This window comes from Phycicoccus sp. Soil802 (assembly GCF_001429605.1).
Lineage (GTDB): Bacteria > Actinomycetota > Actinomycetes > Actinomycetales > Dermatophilaceae > Pedococcus.
Genome location: NZ_LMSS01000001.1, coordinates 249,012 through 271,985, shown reverse-complemented (window position 1 = coordinate 271,985; position 22,974 = coordinate 249,012). Strand labels below are relative to the sequence as shown.

The 22,974-nt window shown below is 70.8% G+C and carries 22 protein-coding genes; 10 read left to right on the top strand and 12 right to left on the bottom strand.

Annotated elements, in window-relative coordinates; all coding sequences use genetic code 11:
* Positions 1-27: 27 nt before the first annotated feature.
* The 4 genes from ASG91_RS01215 (at position 28) to ASG91_RS01205 (ending at position 3,307) form a co-directional block, all read left to right on the top strand.
* Positions 28-1,083 carry a carbohydrate ABC transporter permease gene (locus ASG91_RS01215; protein ID WP_056920788.1) on the top strand — a complete coding sequence of 352 codons (1,056 nt, stop codon included), beginning with the start codon at positions 28-30 and terminating at the stop codon, positions 1,081-1,083.
* A 1-nt stretch (position 1,084) separates the two neighbouring features.
* Positions 1,085-1,990 carry a carbohydrate ABC transporter permease gene (locus ASG91_RS01210; protein ID WP_056920787.1) on the top strand — a complete coding sequence of 302 codons (906 nt, stop codon included), beginning with the start codon at positions 1,085-1,087 and terminating at the stop codon, positions 1,988-1,990.
* Positions 1,991-2,078: 88 nt separating this feature from the next.
* Positions 2,079-2,240 carry a hypothetical protein gene (locus tag ASG91_RS20480; protein ID WP_200961195.1) on the top strand — a complete coding sequence of 54 codons (162 nt, stop codon included), beginning with the start codon at positions 2,079-2,081 and terminating at the stop codon, positions 2,238-2,240.
* A 20-nt stretch (positions 2,241-2,260) separates the two neighbouring features.
* Positions 2,261-3,307 carry a LacI family DNA-binding transcriptional regulator gene (locus ASG91_RS01205; protein ID WP_056920786.1) on the top strand — a complete coding sequence of 349 codons (1,047 nt, stop codon included), beginning with the start codon at positions 2,261-2,263 and terminating at the stop codon, positions 3,305-3,307.
* Positions 3,308-3,314: 7 nt separating this feature from the next.
* Here ASG91_RS01205 and ASG91_RS01200 read toward each other — a convergent pair whose 3' ends face one another.
* The gene (locus ASG91_RS01200) at positions 3,315-4,751 is read right to left on the bottom strand and encodes an APC family permease (protein WP_056920785.1); all 1,437 of its coding nucleotides are present in this window, start codon (positions 4,749-4,751) and stop codon (positions 3,315-3,317) included.
* Between the two features lie 162 nt (positions 4,752-4,913).
* A complete protein-coding gene (locus ASG91_RS01195; RefSeq protein ID WP_082593814.1) occupies positions 4,914-7,112 on the bottom strand; it encodes a DNA topoisomerase IV subunit B in 2,199 nt (732 codons plus the stop codon).
* Positions 7,113-7,428: 316 nt separating this feature from the next.
* On the opposite strand from ASG91_RS01195, the gene ASG91_RS01190 reads away from it, so the two are divergent.
* Positions 7,429-7,650 carry a hypothetical protein gene (locus ASG91_RS01190; protein WP_056920783.1) on the top strand — a complete coding sequence of 74 codons (222 nt, stop codon included), beginning with the start codon at positions 7,429-7,431 and terminating at the stop codon, positions 7,648-7,650.
* Positions 7,651-7,671: 21 nt separating this feature from the next.
* Entirely contained in the window at positions 7,672-8,157 is a 486-nt protein-coding gene (locus ASG91_RS01185; RefSeq protein WP_056920782.1) for a DUF456 domain-containing protein, read from the top strand.
* Positions 8,158-8,166: 9 nt separating this feature from the next.
* On the opposite strand, the gene ASG91_RS01180 is transcribed toward ASG91_RS01185, so the two are convergent.
* From ASG91_RS01180 to ASG91_RS01155, 6 genes are all read right to left on the bottom strand, one after another.
* Entirely contained in the window at positions 8,167-8,580 is a 414-nt protein-coding gene (locus ASG91_RS01180; RefSeq protein ID WP_056920781.1) for a DUF3040 domain-containing protein, read from the bottom strand.
* A gap of 143 nt (positions 8,581-8,723) precedes the next feature.
* Positions 8,724-10,010, bottom strand: a complete 1,287-nt coding sequence (gene dinB, locus ASG91_RS01175; protein ID WP_056920780.1) for a DNA polymerase IV — start codon at positions 10,008-10,010, stop codon at positions 8,724-8,726.
* Positions 10,011-10,043: 33 nt separating this feature from the next.
* The gene (locus tag ASG91_RS01170) at positions 10,044-10,817 is read right to left on the bottom strand and encodes a methyltransferase domain-containing protein (RefSeq protein WP_056921208.1); all 774 of its coding nucleotides are present in this window, start codon (positions 10,815-10,817) and stop codon (positions 10,044-10,046) included.
* Between the two features lie 205 nt (positions 10,818-11,022).
* Positions 11,023-15,024 (bottom strand): DNA polymerase III subunit alpha, encoded by a 4,002-nt coding sequence (locus tag ASG91_RS01165; protein ID WP_056920779.1) that lies wholly within the window; start codon positions 15,022-15,024, stop codon positions 11,023-11,025.
* Positions 15,021-15,524: an SAV_6107 family HEPN domain-containing protein gene (locus ASG91_RS01160; RefSeq protein WP_235545304.1), complete on the bottom strand. Its 504-nt coding sequence runs from the start codon at positions 15,522-15,524 to the stop codon at positions 15,021-15,023. The genes ASG91_RS01165 and ASG91_RS01160 overlap by 4 nt, the downstream gene beginning before the upstream one ends.
* Positions 15,524-15,895, bottom strand: a complete 372-nt coding sequence (locus ASG91_RS01155; protein WP_235545302.1) for a DUF6504 family protein — start codon at positions 15,893-15,895, stop codon at positions 15,524-15,526. Before ASG91_RS01155 ends, ASG91_RS01160 begins: the two co-directional genes overlap by 1 nt.
* A gap of 330 nt (positions 15,896-16,225) precedes the next feature.
* Between ASG91_RS01155 and ASG91_RS01150 the strand changes: the two genes are divergently transcribed.
* On the top strand, positions 16,226-16,771 hold the full coding sequence (locus tag ASG91_RS01150) for a YbaK/EbsC family protein (RefSeq protein WP_082593812.1): 546 nt from the start codon (positions 16,226-16,228) through the stop codon (positions 16,769-16,771).
* Between the two features lie 101 nt (positions 16,772-16,872).
* On the opposite strand, the gene ASG91_RS01145 is transcribed toward ASG91_RS01150, so the two are convergent.
* Positions 16,873-17,259, bottom strand: a complete 387-nt coding sequence (locus ASG91_RS01145; protein ID WP_056920778.1) for a VOC family protein — start codon at positions 17,257-17,259, stop codon at positions 16,873-16,875.
* 90 nt (positions 17,260-17,349) lie between these two features.
* Between ASG91_RS01145 and ASG91_RS01140 the strand changes: the two genes are divergently transcribed.
* A complete protein-coding gene (locus tag ASG91_RS01140) occupies positions 17,350-18,156 on the top strand; it encodes an HAD-IIA family hydrolase (RefSeq protein ID WP_056920777.1) in 807 nt (268 codons plus the stop codon).
* Positions 18,157-18,192: 36 nt separating this feature from the next.
* Here the strand turns inward: ASG91_RS01140 and ASG91_RS01135 are convergent, their stop codons facing one another.
* Positions 18,193-18,510, bottom strand: a complete 318-nt coding sequence (locus ASG91_RS01135; RefSeq protein ID WP_056920776.1) for a helix-turn-helix transcriptional regulator — start codon at positions 18,508-18,510, stop codon at positions 18,193-18,195.
* A gap of 102 nt (positions 18,511-18,612) precedes the next feature.
* Between ASG91_RS01135 and ASG91_RS01130 the strand changes: the two genes are divergently transcribed.
* Positions 18,613-19,902, top strand: coding sequence for an MFS transporter (locus tag ASG91_RS01130; protein WP_082593811.1), 1,290 nt, complete (start codon positions 18,613-18,615; stop codon positions 19,900-19,902).
* A gap of 229 nt (positions 19,903-20,131) precedes the next feature.
* Here the strand turns inward: ASG91_RS01130 and metF are convergent, their stop codons facing one another.
* Positions 20,132-21,070: a methylenetetrahydrofolate reductase [NAD(P)H] gene (gene metF, locus ASG91_RS01125; RefSeq protein ID WP_056920775.1), complete on the bottom strand. Its 939-nt coding sequence runs from the start codon at positions 21,068-21,070 to the stop codon at positions 20,132-20,134.
* A gap of 94 nt (positions 21,071-21,164) precedes the next feature.
* Here metF and ASG91_RS01120 point away from each other — a divergent pair, with 94 nt between their 5' ends.
* Positions 21,165-22,250 (top strand): polyprenyl synthetase family protein, encoded by a 1,086-nt coding sequence (locus tag ASG91_RS01120; protein WP_056920774.1) that lies wholly within the window; start codon positions 21,165-21,167, stop codon positions 22,248-22,250.
* Between the two features lie 110 nt (positions 22,251-22,360).
* On the opposite strand, the gene ASG91_RS01115 is transcribed toward ASG91_RS01120, so the two are convergent.
* Entirely contained in the window at positions 22,361-22,744 is a 384-nt protein-coding gene (locus tag ASG91_RS01115) for an Rv2175c family DNA-binding protein (RefSeq protein ID WP_056920773.1), read from the bottom strand.
* Positions 22,745-22,974: the final 230 nt, after the last annotated feature.

Genomic DNA, 22,974 nt, shown 5'->3' with positions numbered 1-22,974 from the left:
GACGCACCTCCCGGGCTAGGAGCAGGCATGAGCGCAGCCACATCCGCACCACCGCGACCGACTGACACGAAGCCGAAGAAGAGCAAGGGCCTGAACGCAGGCCAGGGTCGCCTGGGCCTCATGCTCGTGGCGCCCACCATGCTCTTCCTGGCCGTGATCATCATCTATCCGCTGTTCAAGGCGATCCAGCTGTCCTTCCAGAAGGACGCCGGGCTCGACCCGGCCACCGGGCTGTTCGTGGAGGGCGGCAACGCAGGGATCTCCAACTACACACACTGGCTCCTCCAGAAGTGTGGCGAGGTGGACTGCCCGCCCGGTACCCTCGGCGCCCAGTTCTACGACGCCCTCTGGGTGACGCTCTTCTTCACCGTCGTCAGCGTCTTCATCGAGGTCATCCTCGGCATGTGGTTCGCCATGATCATGAACCGCGACTTCAAGGGCCGCGGCCTGGTCCGCGCCGCCATCCTCGTGCCGTGGGCCATCCCCACCGCCGTGACGGCCAAGCTCTGGCTCTTCATCTTCGCCTTCGACGGCATCGCGAACAGGTTGCTCAGCACCGTGGGAGTCAACCCCCAGCTCTGGACGAGCGACCCCTGGGCTGCCAAGTTCGCCATCATCATCGCCGACGTCTGGAAGACCACGCCGTTCATGGCGCTGCTCATCCTCGCCGGCCTCCAGCTGGTGCCCGGCGACGTCTACGAGGCGGCCCAGATCGACGGCGCCACGAAGTGGCAGACCTTCACCAAGATCACCCTCCCGCTGGTCAAGGTCCCGCTCATGGTCGCGGTGCTCTTCCGCACCCTCGACGTGCTGCGCATCTACGACCTGCCGGCGATCCTCACCAACGGAGGTGGTGGCACCACCTCGCTGTCGATGCTGGTCATCAAACAGATCCGGAGCGGCTTCCACAGCGCCTCGGCGCTGTCCACGATCGTCTTCCTGCTGATCGCGTTCACCGCGTTCTTGTTCATCAAGTTCGGTGGCGCAGACGTCGTCCAACGACCACCCAAGAGCAAGAAGAAGGAACCGGCCGCCGCGCCCGGAAACCCGGTCGCCGCCAACGCAACCACCCCGGGAGCCTGAGATGACAACCGCGACGACCACGGCCACTCCGACGAGTGGTCGCACCGAGGCGCAGGAGATCCACTTCAAGAGCGACCGCAATGCCAAGATCCGGATGTACCTCGGTCTGGCTGCCCTGGTCATCTGGGGGCTGGCCCCGTTCTACTGGATGGTGGTCACGGCCTTCCGCGACGTGGGCTACACCTTCGACACCACCCCCTGGCCGACCCACGTGACGTTGGACAACTTCACGACGGCGTTCTCCACCGATCGCGGCAACCACTTCGGTGCCGCCTTGGTGCACTCCGTCATCATCGGCGTCCTCACGACGGCGGTCGCCCTGCTCGTCGGAGTGTTTGCGTCCTACGCGCTGGCCCGGCTCGACTTCCCGGGCAAGTACGCCGTGCTGGGCGTCATCCTCGGGGCCTCGATGTTCCCGGGCGTCGCCCTGGTCTCCCCGCTGTTCCAGATGTTCTCCAACTTCGGCTGGCTGACCGGCGCCAACTACCAGGCGCTGATCATCCCCAACATCTCGTTCGCCCTGCCGCTGACGATCTACACGTTGACGGCGTTCCTGTCCGAGATGCCCTGGGAGCTCGAGGAGTCCGCCCGCATCGACGGGTGCACCCCCGGCCAGGCGTTCCGCAAGATCATGCTGCCGCTCGCGGCACCCGGTCTGTTCACCACGGCCATCCTGGCGTTCATCTCCAGCTGGAACGAGTTCCTGTTGGCCGCCCAGTTCTCGACCAAGTCGACCCAGACCGTCACGGTCGCGATCGCGAACTTCACCGGGGCCCAGCCCCACCAGGAGCCCTACACCGCGGTCATGGCAGCCGGGACCATCGTCACCGTGCCGCTCATCATCATGGTGCTCATCTTCCAGCGGGCCATCGTCTCCGGCCTCACGGCGGGAGGTGTGAAGGGCTAGGCGACAGCCGAAGCCCCCAGCACCCATGGGAATCTTCAACCCAGGGAGCGGCACGGGTGGCCAACGGGCGAGGGCCCAGCGGCTGGACATGCTGCTCGGAATCATCGGGTTCTTCGCGTTCATGGCCGTCGTCCAGACGGTGGTGCTGGAGGTCCGCGGGGAGTCGGCGGCAGCGTCTGCCGTGCTCCTCGCGGTCCTCCTGGCCGCCCTCTGGTTCGTCTGGCGGCTGCGACGCAACACCGGCGTCTAGACCTCGAGTGGGGGTGCGCGATGACCACCATCGGCGACGTGGCCAGGGCCGCGGGTGTGTCCGTGGCTACCGTGTCCCGCGCCCTGCGCGGGGTGGACCGGGTCAGCCCGCGCACCCGCGACCGGGTCCTGGCCGCGGCCACCGAGCTGCACTACGTCGCCTCGCCCGCCGCGACCAGCCTCGTCTCTGGACGCACCCGGGGCGTGGGTGTCATCACCCCGTACTTCAACCGGTGGTTCTTCGCCACGGTCGTCAGCGGCATCGAGAAGGTCCTGCGCGAGGAGGGCTTCCACGTCCTGCTCTGCGACCTCGAGGGTCACACCTTCGACACCCGGCTGCCGATCACCCAGACGATGCTCTGGAAGCGCGCCGACGGCGCGATCATCCTCAACGTGCCACCGGTGCCGGCCGAGCGCTCGGTCCTGGACCGCCTCGGTATGCCGGTCGTGACCGTCGGCAACCGCCAGCCCGGCTGGCCGTCGGTCCGGATCGACGACCGGGCGGCCATGGCGCTGGCCACGCGCTACGCGATCGACCTGGGCCACCGCGACATCGGTTACGCCGGCACCGTGCCGGCCTCGATCACCCACCTGCAGACGCCGTTCGACCGGCGCGAGGCCTTTGCCACGGTGCTGTCCGACCACGGGTTGGTCTGTCCCCCGGAGTGGACCCTCGAGTGCGACTGGACCGCCGCGGGCGCCGCCGAGCACGCCAACCGGCTGTTCGCGCGCGCACGCATCCCCACGTGTGTCGTGGCAGCCTCCGACGAGATGGCCTTCGGCGTGCTGAGCGCCGCGCGCCGGCACGGCCTGCGGGTGCCCGAGGACATGTCGGTCATCGGGATCGACGACCACGTCCACTCGGAGATCTTCGACCTCACGACGGTACGCCAGGACGTGGAGGCCCAGGGCCGCCGGGCCGGGCAGATGATGCTCGACGCCCTGCGCGGTCGCACCGGGGACACCGTGGTGGACGAGGTCCTCGACGTCGAGCTGATCGTGCGTGGGTCCACCGCCGCGCCGCGACCAGCCGGCCAACGACGGTCGCCGGCAGCGGCGGGCGTCTGAGCGCGCCCTAGTTGACGCCGCCCTCGCGCTCTGACAGCGACTCCGGGTCACGCAGGTAGGTCTTCTTGGAGCGCAGTGCGCGGTTGGCGAACCACGTGATCGCCCAGAGCACGACCCCCAGGACCAGTAGCCAGCCCGCCACGACGTACTGCTCACCGTCGCGTCCAGTGAGGGGCGTGACGAGGAACGCGCAGCAGAACCCGGCGATGATCGGGATCACGGTGGGCGTCACGAAGTGGTCACTGTCGACGGTGTCCTTGCGCAGCACGAGCACGCAGATGTTGACGATGGTGAAGACCCCGAGCAGGAGCAGGGCCGTCGTGCCTCCGAGGACCGCCGTCGCGTCCGCACTGGCCCTGGACACGAAGAAGATGAGGCCGAAGGCCAGCACCGTCGTGAACAGGATCGCCGCCCACGGGGTCCGACGCTTCGGGTGCACCTTGCCGAGGAAGGGCGGCAGCACCTCCTGCTTGGCCATGCCGTAGAGCAGCCGGCTCGCCATCAGCATGTTGATCAGCGCCGAGTTTGCCACCGCGAACATCGAGATGAACGGCAGCAGCTTCTCGATCGGGATCCCGGGCGCCGCGGTCTCGACGACCTTGACCAGCGGGGTCTCGCTCTCGCCGAGCAGCCCGACCGGCACGATCGCGACCGCGAACAGGGAGACCAGGATGTAGATGACCCCGGTGATGCCGAGCCCGGTCAACATCATCCTCGGGAAGATCCGGACCGGGTCCTTGGTCTCCTCGGCCATGTTGACGGAGTCCTCGAAGCCCACCATCGCGAAGAAGGCGAGCGAGGTCGCAGCCGTCACCGCGAAGAACGCGCTCTTGTCGCTGGGGCTGTCGAAGACCATGGTGCGGCTGAAGTCGGTCTTGCCGGCGAAGAGCGCGTAGAAGCCGACCATGATGACGAGCAGCAGACCGGAGAGCTCGACCAGTGTGAGCACGACGTTGGCCTTGACGCTCTCGCCGACACCACGCAGGTTGACCAGCGCGACCAGGGTCATGAAGCCGAGCGCCCCGATGAGGATGAGGGTGGTGTTCTTGCTGTCACCCCCGAACCCCTTGAGCATGTTCGACGCGAACGCCCGGGACGCGGTGGACGCCGAGGTGATGCCCGAGCACATCACGGTGAAGCAGACGATGAAGGTGACGAAGTGGATGCCGAACGCCTTGTGGGTGTACAGCGCGGCGCCGGCGGCCTGCGGGTACTTGGTGACGAGCTCCAGGTAGGAGAAGGCGGTCATGATCGCCACCACGAAGGCGACCACGAAGGGCGCCCACGCGGCTCCACCCACCTCCTTGGCCACCGTGCCGGTCAGCGCGTAGACGCCGGTCCCGAGGATGTCGCCGACGATGAAGAGCAACAGGAGCTTGGTGCCCATCACCCGCTTGAGCTCGGTGTGCTCCTCTGACCGCTCGACTTCTGCCGTCGCACTCATGGCGTACCCACTCTCGGTCGCGGGGGCCGCCCTTCACGGCTCCTGCAGACCCCCACAGTGGCGTAGAACCTGCGGCACGGCAACGACAAACGCCCCATATGCCGCGGGCTCGAGGTGCCTTGCGCTTCGCTCTCGAGAGGGCTGCAGCCGCGGACCAGCCAGTCAGGCGTCGATGCGCTCGCGGTCGAGACCGGCTGCGGAGTCGACGATGAAGTCCTTGCGGGGCGCGACGTCGTTGCCCATGAGCAGCTCGAAGACCCGCTCGGCCGCCTCGGCGTCGCGCAGGGTCACCTTGCGCAGCGTGCGGTGCCGGGGGTCCATCGTGGTCTCGGCCAGCTGGTCGGCGTCCATCTCCCCCAGGCCCTTGTAGCGCTGCAACGGCTGCTTGATGTTCTTGCCGCGCTTGCCGAGGGAGGCGACCGTCGTGCGCATCTCCTTCTCGGAGTAGGTGTAGATCAGCTCGTTCTTCTTCGACCCGGGGTTGACGACCTCGATGCGGTGCAAGGGGGGCACGGCGGCATACACCCTCCCGGCCTCGACGAGGGGACGCATGTAGCGGAAGAACAGGGTGAGCAGGAGCGTCCGGATGTGGGCGCCGTCCACGTCGGCGTCCGTCATGATGATGACCTTGCCGTAGCGCGCGACGTCGAGGTCGAAGGACCGCCCGGAGCCGGCGCCGATCACCTGGATGATGGCGGCGCACTCGGCGTTCTTGAGCATGTCCGAGACCGAGGCCTTCTGGACGTTGAGGATCTTGCCGCGGATCGGCAGGAGCGCCTGGTAGTCGCTCGAGCGCGCCAGCTTCGCGGTCCCGAGGGCGCTGTCGCCCTCGACGATGAACAGCTCGGACCGCTCGACGTCGGTGGACCGGCAGTCGGCGAGCTTGGCGGGCAAGCTGCTGGTCTCCAGCGCGTTCTTGCGACGCTGGGTCTCCTTGTGCAGTCGCGCGCTGATCCGCGACTTCATCTCCGAGACGACCTTCTCGAGCAGCAGCGCGGCCTGGGCCTTCTCGCCACGTTTGGTGGAGGTGATCCGCGCGGTCAGCTCCTGCTCGACCACCTTGGCCACGATCGCCCGCACCGCGTTGGTGCCCAGGACCTCCTTGGTCTGGCCCTCGAACTGCGGCTCGGCGAGCCGCACCGTGACCACCGCCGTCAGGCCGGCGAGGACGTCGTCCTTCTCGGGCTTGTCGCTGCCGACCTTGAGCCGTCGGCTGTTGACCTCGAGCTGCTTGCGGAACACCTTGAGCAGCGCCTGCTCGAAGCCGGCCAGGTGGGTGCCGCCCTTGGGCGTGGCGATGATGTTGACGAACGAGCTGACCTTGGCGTCGTAGCCGGTGCCCCAGCGCACCGCCACGTCGACCGCACACTCCCGCTCGACGGCGGTCGGCGACATGTGGCCGTTGGCGTCGAGGACGGGCACGGTCTCGGTGAAGGTGCCAGTGCCCTGGAGGCGCCAGACGTCGGTCACGGCTGCGTCGGGAGCGAGGAACTCGGCGAACTCCGAGATGCCACCGTCGTGGACGAGGGTCTCGACGTGGGTGGCCGTCTCCCCCGCCGTGCCCGGCTTGCGTCGCTCGTCGCGGATGACCAGGGTCAGTCCGGGGATGAGGAAGGACGTCTGGCGGGCGCGGGCGATCAGCCCGTCGTAGTCGAACTCGGCGTCCTTGAGGAAGATCTGCTCGTCGGCCCAGTAGCGGATCCGGCTGCCGGTGACCCCTCGCTTGGTCTTGCCGACCACAGCGAGCTCGCTGGAGCGCTCGTAGGGGGTGAACTCGTGGTCCGGCGCCTTGTCGTCGGTGGCGACGTCGGGGAAGTAGCCGGGCTCGCCCCGGCGGAAGCTCATCGCGTAGGTGTTGCCCCCGCGGTCGACCTCCACGTCGAGCCGGGCCGAGACCGCGTTGACCACGGACGCCCCGACACCGTGCAGGCCACCGGAAGCGGTGTAGGAGCCACCGCCGAACTTGCCACCCGCGTGCAGCTTGGTGAAGACCACCTCGACACCGGTGAGGCCGGTGCGCGGCTCGATGTCGACCGGGATGCCGCGGCCGTTGTCGCGCACCTCGACCGACCCGTCGCGGTAGAGGACGACCTCGATGTGGTCGCACACCCCGGCCAGGGCCTCGTCGACCGCGTTGTCGATGATCTCCCAGAGGCAGTGCATGAGTCCGCGACCGTCGGTGGACCCGATGTACATGCCGGGACGCTTGCGGACCGCCTCGAGGCCCTCGAGGACCTGCAGGTGGTGCGCGCTGTAGTCCGACGTCGACTTGGTGGTCGCGGCCTTCTTGGCGGTGGTGGCGGTGGCCAACGGTGCTGTGCTCCTGTGGTGGGTTCCGGCGACTCCTGCGTGCTCACACATGCGCGCACAGGGGTGTCCCCACGCTATCTCGCCGCTCCCCCGTCGCCGCGCAGGCACGCGGCACACCGGCCCCACCCACTGCGCGGCCGGTTTTCCCATCCACCGGACGCCCGATCTACGAATCACCCGATGCGACATGAGATGGCCCACATGACGACCCAATACCGACCGGGAAGAACGTGGCGTGCTTGACTGTTGGACACGGCACCGGACGGGCCATCGGGAAAAGTTACTTCCCCGGTGTATCAACCGAAGTCCGGGGTACCTCGTCTCATAGAGACAACGCGCCTCCGGGCGTTACGAAAGGAAGGCTGACGTGACCACTGCACTGGCACCCTCTATGACCGCGGCCGACCGCTGCGACCGCTGCGGCGCCCAGGCCTACGTGCGCGCTCGCCTTCACGCTGGGGGCGAGCTGCTGTTCTGCGCCCACCACGGACGCGAGCACCTGCCGAAGCTGCGCGAGTACGCTGACATCGTCGACGAGACCGAGCGCCTCAACGAGACTCCCACCGTGGCTCCGCTCGAGGAGCGGTAGAACGCGACTGCGGACCTCCTGATGGAGGCCACCCTCTGGGTCCCCGCCGTCCTGATCGTGATCGGGATGGTGGGGATCGTCATTCCCGTCATCCCCGGCCTGCTGTTATGCCTGGCCGGCGTGTTCGTGTGGGCGTTCGACACCCAGACCACCCTCGGGTGGTCGGTCTTCGGCGTGTGCGCCGCGCTCTACCTGGCCGGGCTGGCGCTGCAGTATGCCGTGCCCGGTCGCCGGATGCGCGAGGCGGGCGTCCGCCGGTCGACCCTGGTCCTGGCCGTGCTGCTCGCCGTCGTCGGCTTCTTCGTGATCCCCGTCGTGGGGGCGGCCGTCGGGTTCGTCGGCGGGATCTTCCTGGTCGAGCTGGGCCACTCGCAGGACCGGTCGGCCGCCTGGGCCTCGACCAAGGCCGCGCTGAAGGCGGTCTTCCTGTCGATGGGCATCGAGCTCTTGGCCGCGCTGGCCATCGCCGTGACCTGGGTCGTGGGCGTGCTGCTCAGCCGCGGCTGACCTGCGCGATCAGTAGCCGTCGTCCCGGCGCTTGTCCCAACGCTCCTCCATGCGGTTCATGAACGACCCGCCGGACCTGGAGGACTTGGGCTTGCTCGGCGACTTGCCGGGGGTGGAGCGCCGGACGGTGCCGTCCGGCTGGACCGTGCCGAGGGCGGTCTTGCGCCGCGGCGGCGTGAGCGCGAAAGCGACGGCGCTCACCATCACGGCGAACCCGATCGCGCCGATCCACATCGTGGTGTTCACGCCGACGAGGACGAGGGCCAGACCGGCCACGACACCCACGACGCCGACGGCCATCCGTCGTCGGGCCGAGGCGCGGGCACCGGCCCCCTGCATCTGCGAGGCGAACTTGGGGTCCTCGGCATACAGCGCCTGCTCCATCTGCTCAAGCAGCTGCTGTTCGTGCTCAGAGAGCGGCACGGTGACCTCCTGGACGTTCGGCGTGCACCCAACTAACGCGTCGAGCCACCGAATCGTTGCCTGTCGAGAGCATCGTTGCCGGTCAGTGGCCTTCCGCTGACCTCTTCAGGATATGTCGCCGCGCGGTGTTGCACTACCCGTTCTCAGGTGGAGGTCTGGCCCGCCCCGGATTCGGCTCCACCCTGCCGGCCCCGACGCCGGTCGCGTTCCCGGTCGCTGATCAGGCTGGCCGGGCGGACGCTCCCCGCACCGAACCGGGCGCTGGCCCGGTCGACCGCGCGGTCGGCGTCTCGCCACCCGTGGTCGGGCTCGTCGAGGGTGCCCTGGATCGGCGCGCCCTCGCTCTCCACGAGGCCCTCCATCCGCACTCCCACGAGGCGGATCCTGGCCCGCTGCAGCCCCAACGCGTCGTAGAGCCCCTTGGCCGTGTCGAAGATCTCGCGACTGACGTCGGTGGGGTCACGCAACGTGCGGCTGCGGGTGATGGTGGTGAAGTCGGAGAACCGCACCCTGATCGTGACGGTCCGCCCCAGCATCCCGGCCGAGCGCACCCGGGCCGCCGTGCGGTCGCTGAGCTTGAGCAGCTGCCGGTGGATGTAGGCCGGGTCGTCGACATCGAACTCGAACGTCTCGTCCGAGCCGATGCTGCGCTCGCGACGCTGGACCTCGACGTGGCGGGGGTCCCGGCCCCAGGACAGGTCGTGCAGGTGCGGGCCGGCGCTCTCGCCCAGGGCCCGGCGCAGCGTGTCGACGGGGGTGTGGGCGATGTCGGCCACGGTGTGCAGGCCGAGCCTCAGGAGGGCCTCCTCCGTCTTGTCACCCACCCCCCACAGCGCTCCCACGGGCAGCTGCTGCACGAAGGTCACCACCTCGTCGCGGGGCACCACGACCATCCCGTCGGGCTTGGCCAGGCCGGAAGCGAGCTTCGCCACGAACTTGGTGGGCGCGACCCCGACCGAGCAGGTGATGCCCTGCTCGTCGTGGATGGTGTCGCGGATCAGCTGGCCGATCCTGGCCGGGTTGCCGAGCCGGCGGATCGCCCCGGACACGTCGAGGAAGGCCTCGTCGAGGGACAGCGGCTCGACCACCGGGGTGATGGTCTCGAAGGTCGCCATCACGGCCGCGGAGATCGCGCTGTAGAGGGCGTGGTCGGGCGCCACGACCGTCGCGGTGGGGCACAGCCGTCGGGCGCGCGCCATCGGCATGGCGGAGGCGACGCCGAACGTGCGGGCCTCGTAGGTCGCGGACAGCACCACCCCGCGGTTGCCACCGCCACCGATGATGACGGGGGTGCCGACCAGCTCGGGACGACTCAGCAGGGAGGCCGAGGCGTAGAAGGCGTCCATGTCGACGTGCAGCACGGTGCACCCGGTGTCGTCCGGGGGGTGTTCGTCGCCGCGCTGGGGAAGCGCGTACTGGCGCCGGCTCATCTCGGTGGCCTCGTGGTCAGCACCCGGACGCCGTCAGCGTCGGGCGAGGACGTGTACCGCGGCGCCGAGCTGTCCGAGGAAGCCGAAGTCCGGGTGGCCGGTGGCGGCCTCCTCGAGCTCGAGCAGGGCGACGCGGTCGGCGTCGGAGTCGATCAGGGCCGACGGGACGAGGTCGCTGAACACGCGCACCCCGTGCACGTCCTCCACGACCAGCCCGGTCTGCTCGACCAGGGTGCGGAGGGCTGCGGCGTCGAACCGGCGCGGCAGCGGGTCGGCGCCGCCCCATCGGCCGTCCGCCGAGGTCAGCGCGGTGTGCGCCTGGGCGAACTGGCCGGCCAGGGCCCTGGCGAGGACCGCGGCGAGCCGCCCTGCCGCCACCAGGCTGAGGTAGCCGCCGGGGGCGAGCACGCCGGCCAGCGCCACGAGGGTGGCTTCGGGGTCGTCGACGACCTCGAGCGTGCCGTGGCAGCAGACCAGGTCGACCTGCTGGTCGCCCACGAAGCCGGCGAGGGAGTCGGCATCGCCCTGCAGGGCGGTGACCCGGTCGGCGACCCCCCGCTCGGCGCTGCGCCGCGAGAGCGAGGCCAGGGCGTCCGGGCTGGGGTCGACGACGGTCACCTGGTGGCCGAGCTCGGCGAGCGGGACCGCGAGTCCTCCGGTGCCGCCACCGAGGTCCAGGACCCGCAGGGGGCGGCCGAGCTCGCCCTGCCGCCGCTCGATGAGGCTGCGCACCGAGGACCAGACCGCCGAGGTGCGCAGGGCTGTCTCGACGCCGCCGCGCCGGTGCCGCCACTGCTCTTCGGCCACGACGGCCACCTCCTGTGCTGGGTCTGATGGTGCTTCGGCCAGCCTAATGGCCTGAGCTTCGCGGATCATGCGGCTGGAGTGCTGGCACGGTCACGTCTCAGWGACCCGAGCTTCGCGGATCATGCGGCTGGAGTGCTGGCACGGTCACGGCTCAGAGACCCGAGCTTCGCGGATCATGCGGCTGGAGTGCTGGCACGGTCACGGCTCAGTGACCCGAGCTTCCTGGGCTGGAGTGCCAGAGCTTGCGGGGCGGGCTGAACTGCTCCGCCTCCCGGCCGTCGGGCACCACCACTCCCTGGCCCAGCCGGTGCGAACCCCGCACGTCCTCTCCCGGAGGACGGGTGTCGGCGTAGGGCGACTGGCGGAACCCCGAGGCGTGGACGAGCACCCGCCGGCCCGCGCCCACCTGGTTCTGGTGGGCTGCCTCCAACGCTTCCGCCTGCTCGGTGGCGGCGCGCTCGGTCGCCTCCATCGCGGCATACACCGCCTCGAGGCCACCACGCAGCCACGCCTCCCACAACGGCGTGAGCTCCCAGGCACCCGTCGCCCGCAGTGAGACGCCCCGGGGCCCGGTGCGTCGCACCACTCCCCGCACGAGCAGCATCCACGAGTGGAACACCGTGGCGGCATACGGGCCCTGGACGTCCTCGAAGAAGGTCGCGTCGACCGGACCGGTGGAGTCGTCGAGGGTCAGGAAGACCACCCTGCGGCCGGTCCGGATCGGCGGTGTCTGGGTGGCCACCTTCACCCCGCACGCCCACACGGTCGACCGGCTGCGCGCCCGCAGCAGGTCACGGCTGCGGGTCACCCCCAGGGCATCGAGCATCGGCGCGTAGAAGGCGACGACGTGGGCGCTGGCGTCGAGGCCGAGGATGTCGAGCTCGGCGCGGATGCGTTCGGGACCGGACAGCTCGGGCAGGCCGGTGCCGCTGGTGAGCTCGGGTCGGTCGCCGAGGTCGAGCGCGAGCTGGGTCGGCTGCTGGTCGGCCGCGCGGACCGGCAGGGCGCCCTGGGACTGCGCGGCCGCCCTGGCCCGCACCTGGCCGGTCTCGAGCGCCTGGTCCGACGGGGCAGCGCTGGACGCCCTGCCCCGTCGTGGGGCGGCCCGCTTCGCGGAACGGTCGAGTGCTCGTCCGTAGCGGTCGAGCTCGGCGACGTGGAGCAGTAGGTCGCGTCGGGTGGTGCGACCCCGGCGCCCGAGCCCCCCGGCACCGATCCCGGCGGACTCGACCCGCATGCCGTAGAGGCTGTCGAACCCGCCGGCGAGGACGAGGCGCTCGGCGACCGGGCGCGAGACGTGGGCCCGGTGCCAGAAGTCGGCCAACCCGGCGTAGGGCTGGCCCGCCACGATGCGGGCCACCTCCGCGTCGTTGATCCCCCGCACGTCGGCCAGGGACAGCCGGATGCCGTAGTTGCTGGCATCGGGCAGGTCGGGATGCGCTGGCACGAACCCGGACGGGTCTGGGCCAGCAACGCCAGCAATGCCATCGGTGTGATCGGTGCCTTCGGTGCCTTCGGTGTCATCGGTGTCCTCGCCCAGGCGCTCGATGCGGTAGCTCTCGGTGGAGACGTTGACGTCGAGCCCGAGCACCGCGATGCCCAGGCTCCGGGCGTCGTCGAGGATGAGCCGCTTGGGGTACATGCCCGGGTCGTGGGTGAGCACCCCGGCGAGGAACGCGGCGGCGTGGTGGGTCTTGAGCCACGCCGAGTGGTAGGTGGGCAGTGCGAAGGCCGCGGCGTGCGCCTTGCAGAACCCGAACGACGCGAACGCCTTGAGCACCTCCCAGATCCGGTCGACGTCGGCCGGGGCATAGCCTCGCGCCCGCGCCGCGGGCCGCCACCAGGCCTCGATCTCGCGCTGGCCCTTGGGGGTGCCGAGGGCGCGGCGGACCTCGTCGGCCTGGGCCAGCGACACCCCGGTGGTCTCGGCGACGATCATCAGCACCTGCTCGTGGAAGACGACGACCCCCTCGGTCTCGCGCAGCGCCTCGATGAGCGTGGGGTGCAGGTAGCTGACCTCCTTCCACCCGTGCCGGGCCTCGAGGAACGGCGTGATCATGTCGGACTTCACCGGGCCGGGTCGGAACAGCGAGATGTCGATGACGAGGTCCTCGAACCGCTCCGGGCCGAACTTGCCGATCAGCTCGCGCTGCCCGGGGCTCTCGATCTGGAAGCAGCCGAGGGTGTGGCTGGTGCGGATCAGCCGGAAGGTCGCCTCGTCGTCGAGCGGCACCTGCGCCTGGTCGTCGAGGTCGACCTGCACCCCGTCGACCCGGGCGACCTCGGCCACGGCGTGCGCCATCGCCGACTGCATGCGGATGCCGAGGACGTCGAGCTTGAGCAGCCCGAGCGTCTCGACGTCGTCCTTGTCGAACTGGCTCATCGGGAAGCCCAGCCAGCTCGCCTCGACCGGGGTGCGGTCGAGCAGGCTGCCGTCGGACAGGATCACCCCGCACGGGTGCAGCGCGATGTGGCGGGGCAGCCCGTCGAGCCGCTCGACGAGGTCGAACAGGGCGCGCAGTCGTGGGCTGTCCAGACCCCGGGCCCGCAGCTCGGGCAGCTCGGCGATGGCGTTGCGGGCGTCCCGGGCCCGGATGTGGGGGAACGCCTTGGCGATCTCGTCGATCTCCACCGGTGGCAGCCCGAGGGCCGACCCGACGTCGCGGATGGCGTGGCGGACCTTGTAGGTGTCCATCATCGAGACGCACGTGACCCGTTCACCGCCGAACCGGTCGAGGATCCGTTCGTACACCTCGGTGCGTCGGGCCGACTCGACGTCGATGTCGATGTCGGGCAGCTCGGCCCGCAGCGGGGAGCAGAACCGCTCCATCAGCAGGTGGTAGCGGATCGGGTCGACCCCGCTGATGCCGAGCAGGTAGTTGACCAGCGACCCGGCACCGGACCCGCGGGCGGCAACGCGGACGCCCATCTCCCGGATCAGGTCGACGACCTGGGCGACGGTGAGGAAGTAGGTCGGGTAGCCGAGCTCGGCGATCACCTTGAGCTCGTCGCCGAGTCGGCTCTCGATGGCCACCAGCTCGTGCTCGCTGGCGCCGGGGTAGCGCCAGGCCACCGCCGCGCGACACCGTTGCTCGAGGATGACCTGGGCGCTCATGCCCGGCTCCACCCCCAGTCGCTCGGGCTCGGGCAGGTGGATCGAGCCGATGCCGAGGTCATGGCGGGCGCTCTGGGCGCACCCGAGCCCGAGGGCCAGGGTGCGGGCGACCAGGGCGTCGGCGCGCGCCCGGTCGCCACCGGCAACCTCGCGGGCGATGGCGTGCATCGGGTCGGTGCCTGCGAGGTGGGCTGCGTCGGTGACCCGGTCGAGGTGCCGGGTGTCGAGGGCGACCAACCGCCGGGCGGCGTCGAGCACGTCGACGACCGCCGACTCCCCCGGGTCGACGTGGCGCACCGCGGCGGTGAGCACCGCCGGGACGCCCTGCTCGTCGGCGAGCCCGAGCAGTCGCCGGGCATGGCTGCGCGAGGCGGGCGTGCCCTCGGGGCCCCCGTGGCAGACCACCTCGATGACGAGGGCGTCGGGGGGCAGCCAGCGCCGCCAGGCGCTCAGCAGCTCGCGCGCCCGGTCGGTGCGCCGCGCCAGCAGCGCGCGACCCACGTCGGAGTCGGGTCCGAGCAGCACCACGAGCGGGCTGGGCGCTCCCCCACCGGCGGCTCCTGCTGCTCCCCTGCCCTGCTCCCCCCTGCCCTGCTCCCCCGGTCCTCCCGCCGGCCCCCCGCACGCGCCGGCGAGCACCGCGACGGAGCTCACCGGCACCCCGCGCTCCCCCCGCAGGTGGGTCTGGGTGACCAGCCGGCACAACGCCGCCCAACCCACCCCGGCGGGCACCCCGGCGGCCCGCCCCCGCGCGAGGACGGTGACCCGTGGGTGCCGCGCGTCGCGCTCGGCACCACCGCGGACCGGCGTCCGGGCTGGAGCGGTGGGCGTGGGAGTGGGGCGGGCTCCTGGTGCGCCGGGGTGTGCCGCGTCCGGTCCCACTGCGAGGTCGACGCCGAGGACGGGGGCGATCCCGGCCGCGGTGGCCGCCTGGACGAACCGGACCGCGCCGTAGAGACCGTCACGGTCGGTGAGGGCGAGGATCGGCTGGCGGTGCTGGGCGGCGCGCTCGACCAGGGCTTCGGGTGGCGCCGTGCCGTAGCGCATCGAGAACCCCGACGCGACGTGCAGGTGGGCGAACTCGGTGCTCATGGCGCCGCCCTCGCGCCGGTAGCGGCCGTGGGCACCAGCAGGTGGTCCTGGGCCGACATGGTCACCGGCAGACCGAGGGTGTGGCAGACGAGGTCGAGGAAGAGCTCGGACTGGCGCAGCACGTCATCGGCCTCCCGCGCGCTGTGCCCGTGGTGGCGGCGGGCGCCGACCACCTCGAAGAAACCCGCCCACTCGGAGAGCTCCGGGGCGACCGTGGGCAGCAGCTCCCACAGGCTGCGCGGACCCGACTGACCCGTGGGTGGACGACTGGAGGTGCGGGTGGCGACCACGGCGGCAGCGGCCCGCAGCGCCCCGAGCTGGGCCTGGTCGTAGCGCCGGGTGACCTCCTGGCTCTGGCAGGCCTCGAGCAGCGAGTGCCGCGCCCGGTCGAGCAGGTCGAGCGTGGCAGCCGCCCCGGTGGAGGACCCGGTGGAGGACCCGGTGGAGGACCCGGTGGAGGACCCGGTGGAGGACCCGGTGGCCATGAGCTCGTTCCCCATCAGTCCGCGACCCTCAGCAGCCGCCACTGGTCGCCGTGGTCGGCACCCAGGTCGTAGACCCCTACCCCGCAGAGGCGGCCGGCACTCGCCTCGACCCGCCAGACCTGCCGCTCGCGGGCATCGGTGAGCACGTCGCTACCACCGTCCCGCTCCCGGGCGTCGCGCCACCACGGGCGGCGTTCCTGCCAGCGGTCGAGCACGGCCCGCACGACGTAGAGCCGGCCACGCCAGACAAAGGCCTCGGGCTCGCGTGCTCCCCCGTCCCGGACACCTCCAGCCGCCCCGACACCGGCAGCCCCCAGGACGTCGGGGGCGAGCTCGTCGCGAACCCCCTCGCGGACCTCGATGGTCTCTTCGTAGCGGCGAACCACGGGATGCTCCTTCACGGTCTGGTGCGGATGAGATGGGCAGGGATCGGGCAGGGTGGAACCGGGCATGGAACCGGGCATGGCGCAGCACCGTCGAGGGCAGGCGCGACGGCGCACTCAGGTGGTGGCTCCGGCCCTGTGACGGGCGGGGTCGAGGCGCCTGATCACCGGGCCGGAGCCGCCGCGCTCCACCGGTGACCGATCGTCATCGGGTGGACCACGAGTTCGAACAAGTGTTCGATAAGAAGAACCGTACACCCCGCCACGGACAGCCCGTCAACCCCTTCGGGAACAGTGGTGACAGCGACTCCCCCACGCCCCTACTTTGGGGACATGACAGCACCCGAGGGACCGACGTCGGCCCCCGACACGGTGGCCTCGTCACCCGACCTGACCGCACACCCCGCCGTGCGCCGGGTGCTCGACACGCTCGCCCGGCACCACGTCGTCCCGCAGGTCGTCAGCCTTCCCGACGCCGCCCGCACCGCGGCTGCCGCGGCCGCCGCCCTGGGCATCACCCCGGCCGAGATCGCCAACTCCCTCATCTTCCGCGCCCATGCCCCCGACCAGAGCATCAGCCCGGTGCTCATCCTCACCTCGGGCGCGCACAAGGTCGACCTGGTCAAGGTCGCCGAGCTCGTCGACGACATCGACCACCTCGACCGCGCCGACGCCGACTTCGTCCTGGCGACCACCGGGTTCACCATCGGTGGCGTGGCGCCGGTCGGCCACGCCGTCCCGGTCCGCACCCTCGTCGACGTCTCGCTCAGCCGTTACCGCCACGTGTGGGCCGCCGCGGGGCACAGCCACACCGTCTTCCGCACGACCTACGAGGAGCTCCTGCGGGTCACCGGCGGGCACGCCATCGAGGTCGCCTGAGCGACCCGCGACCCGCAACCCGCCACCCGCCATCCCGGACCCCGCACGGAGTCGTGCCGCGCCCCAGAGGGTGGGGCCCGGCATACCGAAGTCGCAGAGACCTAGCCGCTGGCCACCTGGTGGACGCACAGGACGTTGCCGTCGGGGTCCTTGAACCACGCCGCCTTCTCGCCACCCATCTCGGCGATGTGGTCGACGGTCTTCAGGTCGGGCAGGTCGTAGTCCTCGAAGACGATCCCCCGACCCTCGAGGTCGGCGACCTCGGCGACCACGTCGTCGACCTCCCAGGTCAGCGCCGTGCTGGGGTTCTGCGTGCCGGCCTCACGGGGCAGCAGCATCAGCATCGCGCCACCGCTGAGCTGGTACCTGAGACTGCCTTCGTCGTTCGTCCCGAGGTACGGCAGGTCGAGCCGGTCGTAGAAACTCTTGGCGCGATCGATGTCCGCGACTGGAAGCAGCGCCGCAACTGCGCTCGTGGCCAATGACATGAGCACCTCCTTCAGGCCCCTCCAGCGTGCCCGCGGTCCGGCTGCTGGTGCTCCACCAAAGCGCGCAGCACAAGTCGGCACAATGGACGCATGACCACCCCGAAGCCCGTCGAGTGCTGGCTCACCGACATGGACGGCGTCCTCGTCCACGAGGAGAGCGTCATCCCCGGAGCGCCCGAGTTCATCGCCGCCCTGCAGGAGTCCGGCACGCGCTTCCTCGTCCTGACGAACAACTCGATCTTCACACCGCGCGACCTGCGAGCCCGCCTGCTGGCGAGCGGGATCGACGTGCCCGAGGAGTCGATCTGGACCTCGGCCCTGGCGACCGCGCAGTTCCTCGCCGACCAACGGCCGGGTGGGAGCGCCTTCGTGGTGGGTGAGGCCGGCCTGACGACCGCCCTGCACGAGGTGGGCTACACGATGACCGAGCGCGACCCGGACTACGTGGTCCTGGGCGAGACCCGGACGTACTCGTTCGAGGCGATCACCAAGGCGATCCGGCTCATCGAGGCGGGCGCCCGGTTCATCGCCACGAACCCCGACGTCAGCGGACCCAGCCCCTTGGGGATGCTGCCTGCCACCGGCTCCGTCGCGGCGCTGATCAGCACGGCGACCGGCCACCAGCCCTACTTCGTCGGCAAGCCGAACCCCCTGATGATGCGCAGCGCGCTCAACCGGATCGACGCCCACTCCGAGTCGACGGTGATGATCGGCGACCGGATGGACACCGACGTGATCAGCGGCCTCGAGGCGGGCCTGCGCACCGTGCTCGTGCTGACCGGGTCCACCCGCCCGGAGCAGGTGGGCCGGTTCCCCTACCAGCCCACCCGGATCGTGGACTCCATCGCCGACGTCGTGCCCCTCGTGGGCCAGCTGCGCCCCTCACCCCAGGGCTGAGCGACCCCCACGACGCGGGTATGCCGTCCGGCCGGGTCAGCGGGTGGCGCCGAGGACGCTGTCGAGCAGTCCGGGGAAGGCCGCGTCGAGCTCCTCGCGCCGCAGCGACACCAGGCGCTCGCGACCGCGTGGCTCGTTGCGGATCACCCCCGCTTCGCGCAGGACCTTCATCAGGTGCGACTTGGTCGACTTGGGCAGCGCCGGGTTGGTCGCGCCACACTGGGCCATCTCGAGCGGACCGTCCGCGAGGTCCCGGACGATCTGGAGCCGGGCGGGGTCACTCAGCGCGAAGAGCACGTCGGTGAGCGTCACGTCGGCGAGGTCAGGGTGCGGGAGCACCTGGTTGGCGGGCATGGTTCGATAATACTCGAACCAATTCGGTGGAATCGGGAATGCCCCGGCCGGAATGACAGTTCGACAAATATCGAACCGTTGTTTTCGTCCGAGAGGCCCGTCATGAGCGCGACCAGCAGCATCCCGACCGGCACCACCAGCCCGACCGTGAGCAGCACCGCCGGCACGAGGGGCAGCACCCCGACCCCCACGACCGCCCAGGACCGGCCGGGCCGGCTGCGTCTCGCTCGTCGGCCGGCCTTCGTGCTCGCCCTCACGACCGTCGTCGCGATGATGGTCGGTGCGAGCGCCCCGTCGCCGTTCTACCCCGTGCTGCAGGCCGAGATCGGCTTCTCGCCCGGCACGATGACCACCATCTTCGGGGTCTACGCGCTCACCCTCCTGGCGACCCTCCTGGTGACCGGGTCACTGTCGGACCACATCGGCCGCCGCCCGGTGCTGGCGACCGGCTTCGTCGTCCTCGCCGTGAGCATGGTCGGGTTCTGGCACGCCGACGGCGTCGCGACGCTGATGGTGTCCCGAGCCGTGCAGGGCGTCGCCGCGGGCCTGTTGATGTCGACCATGTCCGCTGCGGTCGTCGACCTCGAGCCCCGCAACCGTCCCGGCCTCGCCGCCACCCTCAACAGCGTCACCCCGCTGTTCGGCCTCGCTGCCGGCGCCCTGGTCGCCGGGGTGGCGCTCGACGCGACCACGCACGCGCTGCCGATCGTCTTCGCCAGCCTCACGGTGCTCTACGTCGCCCTCGCCGTGGGCGTCCTGGCGCTTCCGGAGACCTCACCCCGGCACGAGGGCTGGCGGCGCTCGCTGCGGCCCCGGGTCGGCATCCCCGTGGCCGCCCGACCCGCCTTCCGGCGCAGCGCCCCCGCACTCTTCGCCGGCTGGGCCACCGGTGGCCTCTACCTCTCCCTCGGTGCGCCGATCGTCGGTCAGCTCCTGGGCGGCCGCACCCACCTCGAGCAGGGCGCCGTCGTGGCGGTCCTCACCGGGGTCGGCGCGCTCAGCTCCTTCCTCGGCCGACGTCGCTCGCCCCGCGAGATCACCCTCTACGGCACGACCATGCTCGCCCTCGGCACGATCCTGACGCTGGTGGCCCTGCACGCCGAGTCGCTGGTGGGCTTCCTGCTCGCCGCCGTGGTCGCGGGCTCCGGCTTCGGGACGTCGTTCCTCGGGATCATGCGCTCGATCACCCCGACGGTCGGGCCGGAGCAGCGCGGCGAGCTGTTCTCCAGCGTGTTCGTCGTGAGCTACCTGGCGTTCGGGCTGCCGGCGGTCGCGGCGGGGTTCGCCGCTCCCCACCTGGGTCTCGAGCGGACCGCGACGACCTACGGGCTGGCCGTGGTCGTGCTGTCGGGCGCGGCGGCGCTCGCCCGGGCCTTCACCACCCGCGACTGATCCGAGACGTCATCGGAGACCGCGCGATCTGACACCAAGTCACGCGATCTGACACCAAGTCATCTGAGTACGTGTACGGATGCGCCGGCCGGCGACCGCGCGGGAAGGTGGTCCCCGTCGCGTTCGGGGGAGTGCGGCAGCGGGACACGAACCGTGACGCAGCCATGAGGGGAGCCTGCGCCCGGCTCGTGTCCCGCCCTCGTCTCGGCGGCCCTCTCACTCGCGGCGGTCAGGCCCGGCTGGCGGCGGTCCTGGCCCCGAGGTCGAGGTTGCGGTAGACCTCGAGGGTCGCGGTCGAGCGGTTCATGGTGATGAAGTGCAGCCCCGGCGCGCCCTCCGAGAGCATCCGGTCGGCGAGCTCGGTGGCGATCTGCACGCCGACCTCGCGCGTGGCGGCGGGGTCGTCCGACACGGCCTGCAGCCGCTGCACCACGGCCTCGGGCAGCGGGGTACCCATCAGCTCGGACATCCGCGCGACCTGCTTGAAGTTGGTCACCGGCATCAGGCCAGGGGTGATCGGCAGGTCGCGGCGGGCGGCGACGGCATCGCGCAACCGCAGGTAGGAGTCGGCGTCGAAGACCATCTGGGTGATCGCGAAGCTCGCGCCGGCGTCGGCCTTGCGGACCATGACGTCGACGTCGTGCTCGAAGCTCGGCGAGGCCGGGTGGACGTCCGGGAACGCCGCGACGCCGATGGTGAAGTCGCCCAGGGTCCGCACGAGCTCGACCAGGTCGGTCGCGTGGTTGAGGCCCTCGGGGTGCGCGGTCCACTCGCCGCCGGGGTCGCCCGGCGGGTCACCGCGCAGGGCGAGGATGTTGCGGACGCCGCTCGCGGCATACAGCCCGACCACCTGGCGCAGCGCGGCGACCGACGCGCCCACGCAGGTGAGGTGGGCCAGCGGGGTCAGCGTGGTCTCGCGGGCGATCCGCTCGGTGACCCGCACGGTGCGGTCCTGGTTCGAGCCGCCGGCGCCGTAGGTGACCGACACGAAGTCGGGCCGGACCGACTCCAGCCGCCGGATGGCGTCCCAGAGCACCGACTCCCCCGCGTCGTCCTTCGGCGGGAAGAACTCGAAGCTGATCGACGGGTGGTCGGCGGCCAGCATGCCGGGGATCGACTGCGGCTCCCTCCCCGGTCGCCCGTCGCGTGACGTGTGCACCAAAGCCATGGCGGTGAGACTAGTCGAGGCGTCACGCCGTAGGCTCGGGGCCAGCACAGGATGAGACATCCTCGGACCGACAGCCGCCTGGGAGGAACGCGTGGTGACCAGCCCGCTCGACGCCGCCTCCCTGCGTGAGCGGGTCCAGGCCACGGTCGACGACGTCCTCGCCCACCAGGCGACCGTCCTCGCCGAGGTGGGCCCCGACGCCCAGGAGCTGCTCGGCGCCGTCGCCCGCCTGCTCACCGGCGGCAAGCGGCTCCGGGCCGCCTTCCTCTACTGGGGCTACCGCGCCGCGGGCCAGCCCGACTCCGACGCCGTGGTCCGCGTCGCGACCGCGATGGAGTTCTTCCAGGCGGCCGCGTTGATCCACGACGACGTCATGGACGACAGCGACACCCGACGGGGTATGCCGGCTGCGCACCGTTCGCTCGCGGCGCGACACGAGCGCGAGTCCTGGTCGGGCGACGCCACCCGGTTCGGGGTGGCCGGGGCGATCCTGGCCGGCAACCTGTGCCTCAACTGGACCGAGGAGATCTACGCGACGTCCGGCCTCGATCCGGACCACCTCGAGCGCGGGCGTGGCGTCTTCGACCGGATGCGCACCCAGCTGATGGGTGGCCAGTTCCTCGACGTCGTGGAGTCCGCCCGGTCCTGGGACGGCGTGCCCACCAGCGAGCGGGTCGAGCGGGCTGAGCACGTGATCCGGTTCAAGAGCGCCAAGTACACGGTCGAGCACCCCCTCCTCATCGGCGCGACCGCCGGCGGCGCCTCGGACGACGACCTCGCCGCGCTGTCGCGCTACGGGCTCGACCTCGGGCAGGCCTTCCAGCTGCGCGACGACCTGCTGGGCGTCTTCGGCGACCCGGCGGCCACCGGCAAGCCCGCGGGCGACGACCTGCGCGAGGGCAAGCGCACCGTGCTGGTCGCCCACGCCCTGGCCGGGGCGGACGACGCAGGGCGCGAGCTCATCGAGAGCCGGCTCGGCGACCCGACCCTCGACGACGAGGTCGTCCAGCGGCTGCGCGACGCCATCACCGCGGCCGGGGCCGTCGACGCCGTGGAGGCCGACATCGCCCGCCTCGCGGGGTCGGCACGGATGGCCCTGAAGTCGACGCGTGACCTGTCGCCCGAGGCGACCGGCGTGCTCGACCAGCTGATCGACAGCGCGACCAGCCGAGCCAACTGACCCCTCGCCCCGACGAGTTTCCTTTGCTAGCAAAGGAAACTCGTTGATGGACAGCTTGCAACCTGTCCGTCAACGCGGATGCCTTGCTAGCAAAGGTTCCTGCCAGGGGCTTAGAAGGCCTGCTCCATGGCCCGGCGCCGCACCTCGGTCTTGAACCCGGCCGCGAGGTTGTCGACTGGCGTGCCCGGGACCCGCAGCGTCGGGTCGGGGGTGAACAGCCAGCGCAGGATCTCCTCGTCGTCGAGCCCACCGTCACCGAGCACCGTGAAGGTGCCCCGCAGGTGCCGGAAGACGTCCTCGTGGAGGAACTGCTCGGGCACGGCCACGACCCTGCGCTCACCGATGCGGGCACTCAGCAGCTCGCGCTCCTCGATCAGCCGCCGGACGGCCGACAGGGCGATGCCCATCCGCTCGGCGACGTCGGGGACGGTCAGCCAGGAGCCGACGAGGGCTTCCAGCGAGGGCTCGGCATCCGCCGGGGGCTGTTCGGTCACGGGACAAGAGTGCCAGCCGGAGCAGGCAAAGCAAATCGCTCGCGAAAGTGAATTACATCGATGTAAGTCGATATGGGAGTGCCCGAATGGTGTACCTTTCACATTCGTCACAGTCGTCACACTGTCCACTCCAGCACCGACTGATGCACCAGCCCCGCGGCCCGCACGCCGCGACCCAGGAACGCCCACCGTTCGCCCACAGATCGCCCACAGATCGCCCGGAAAGGCAG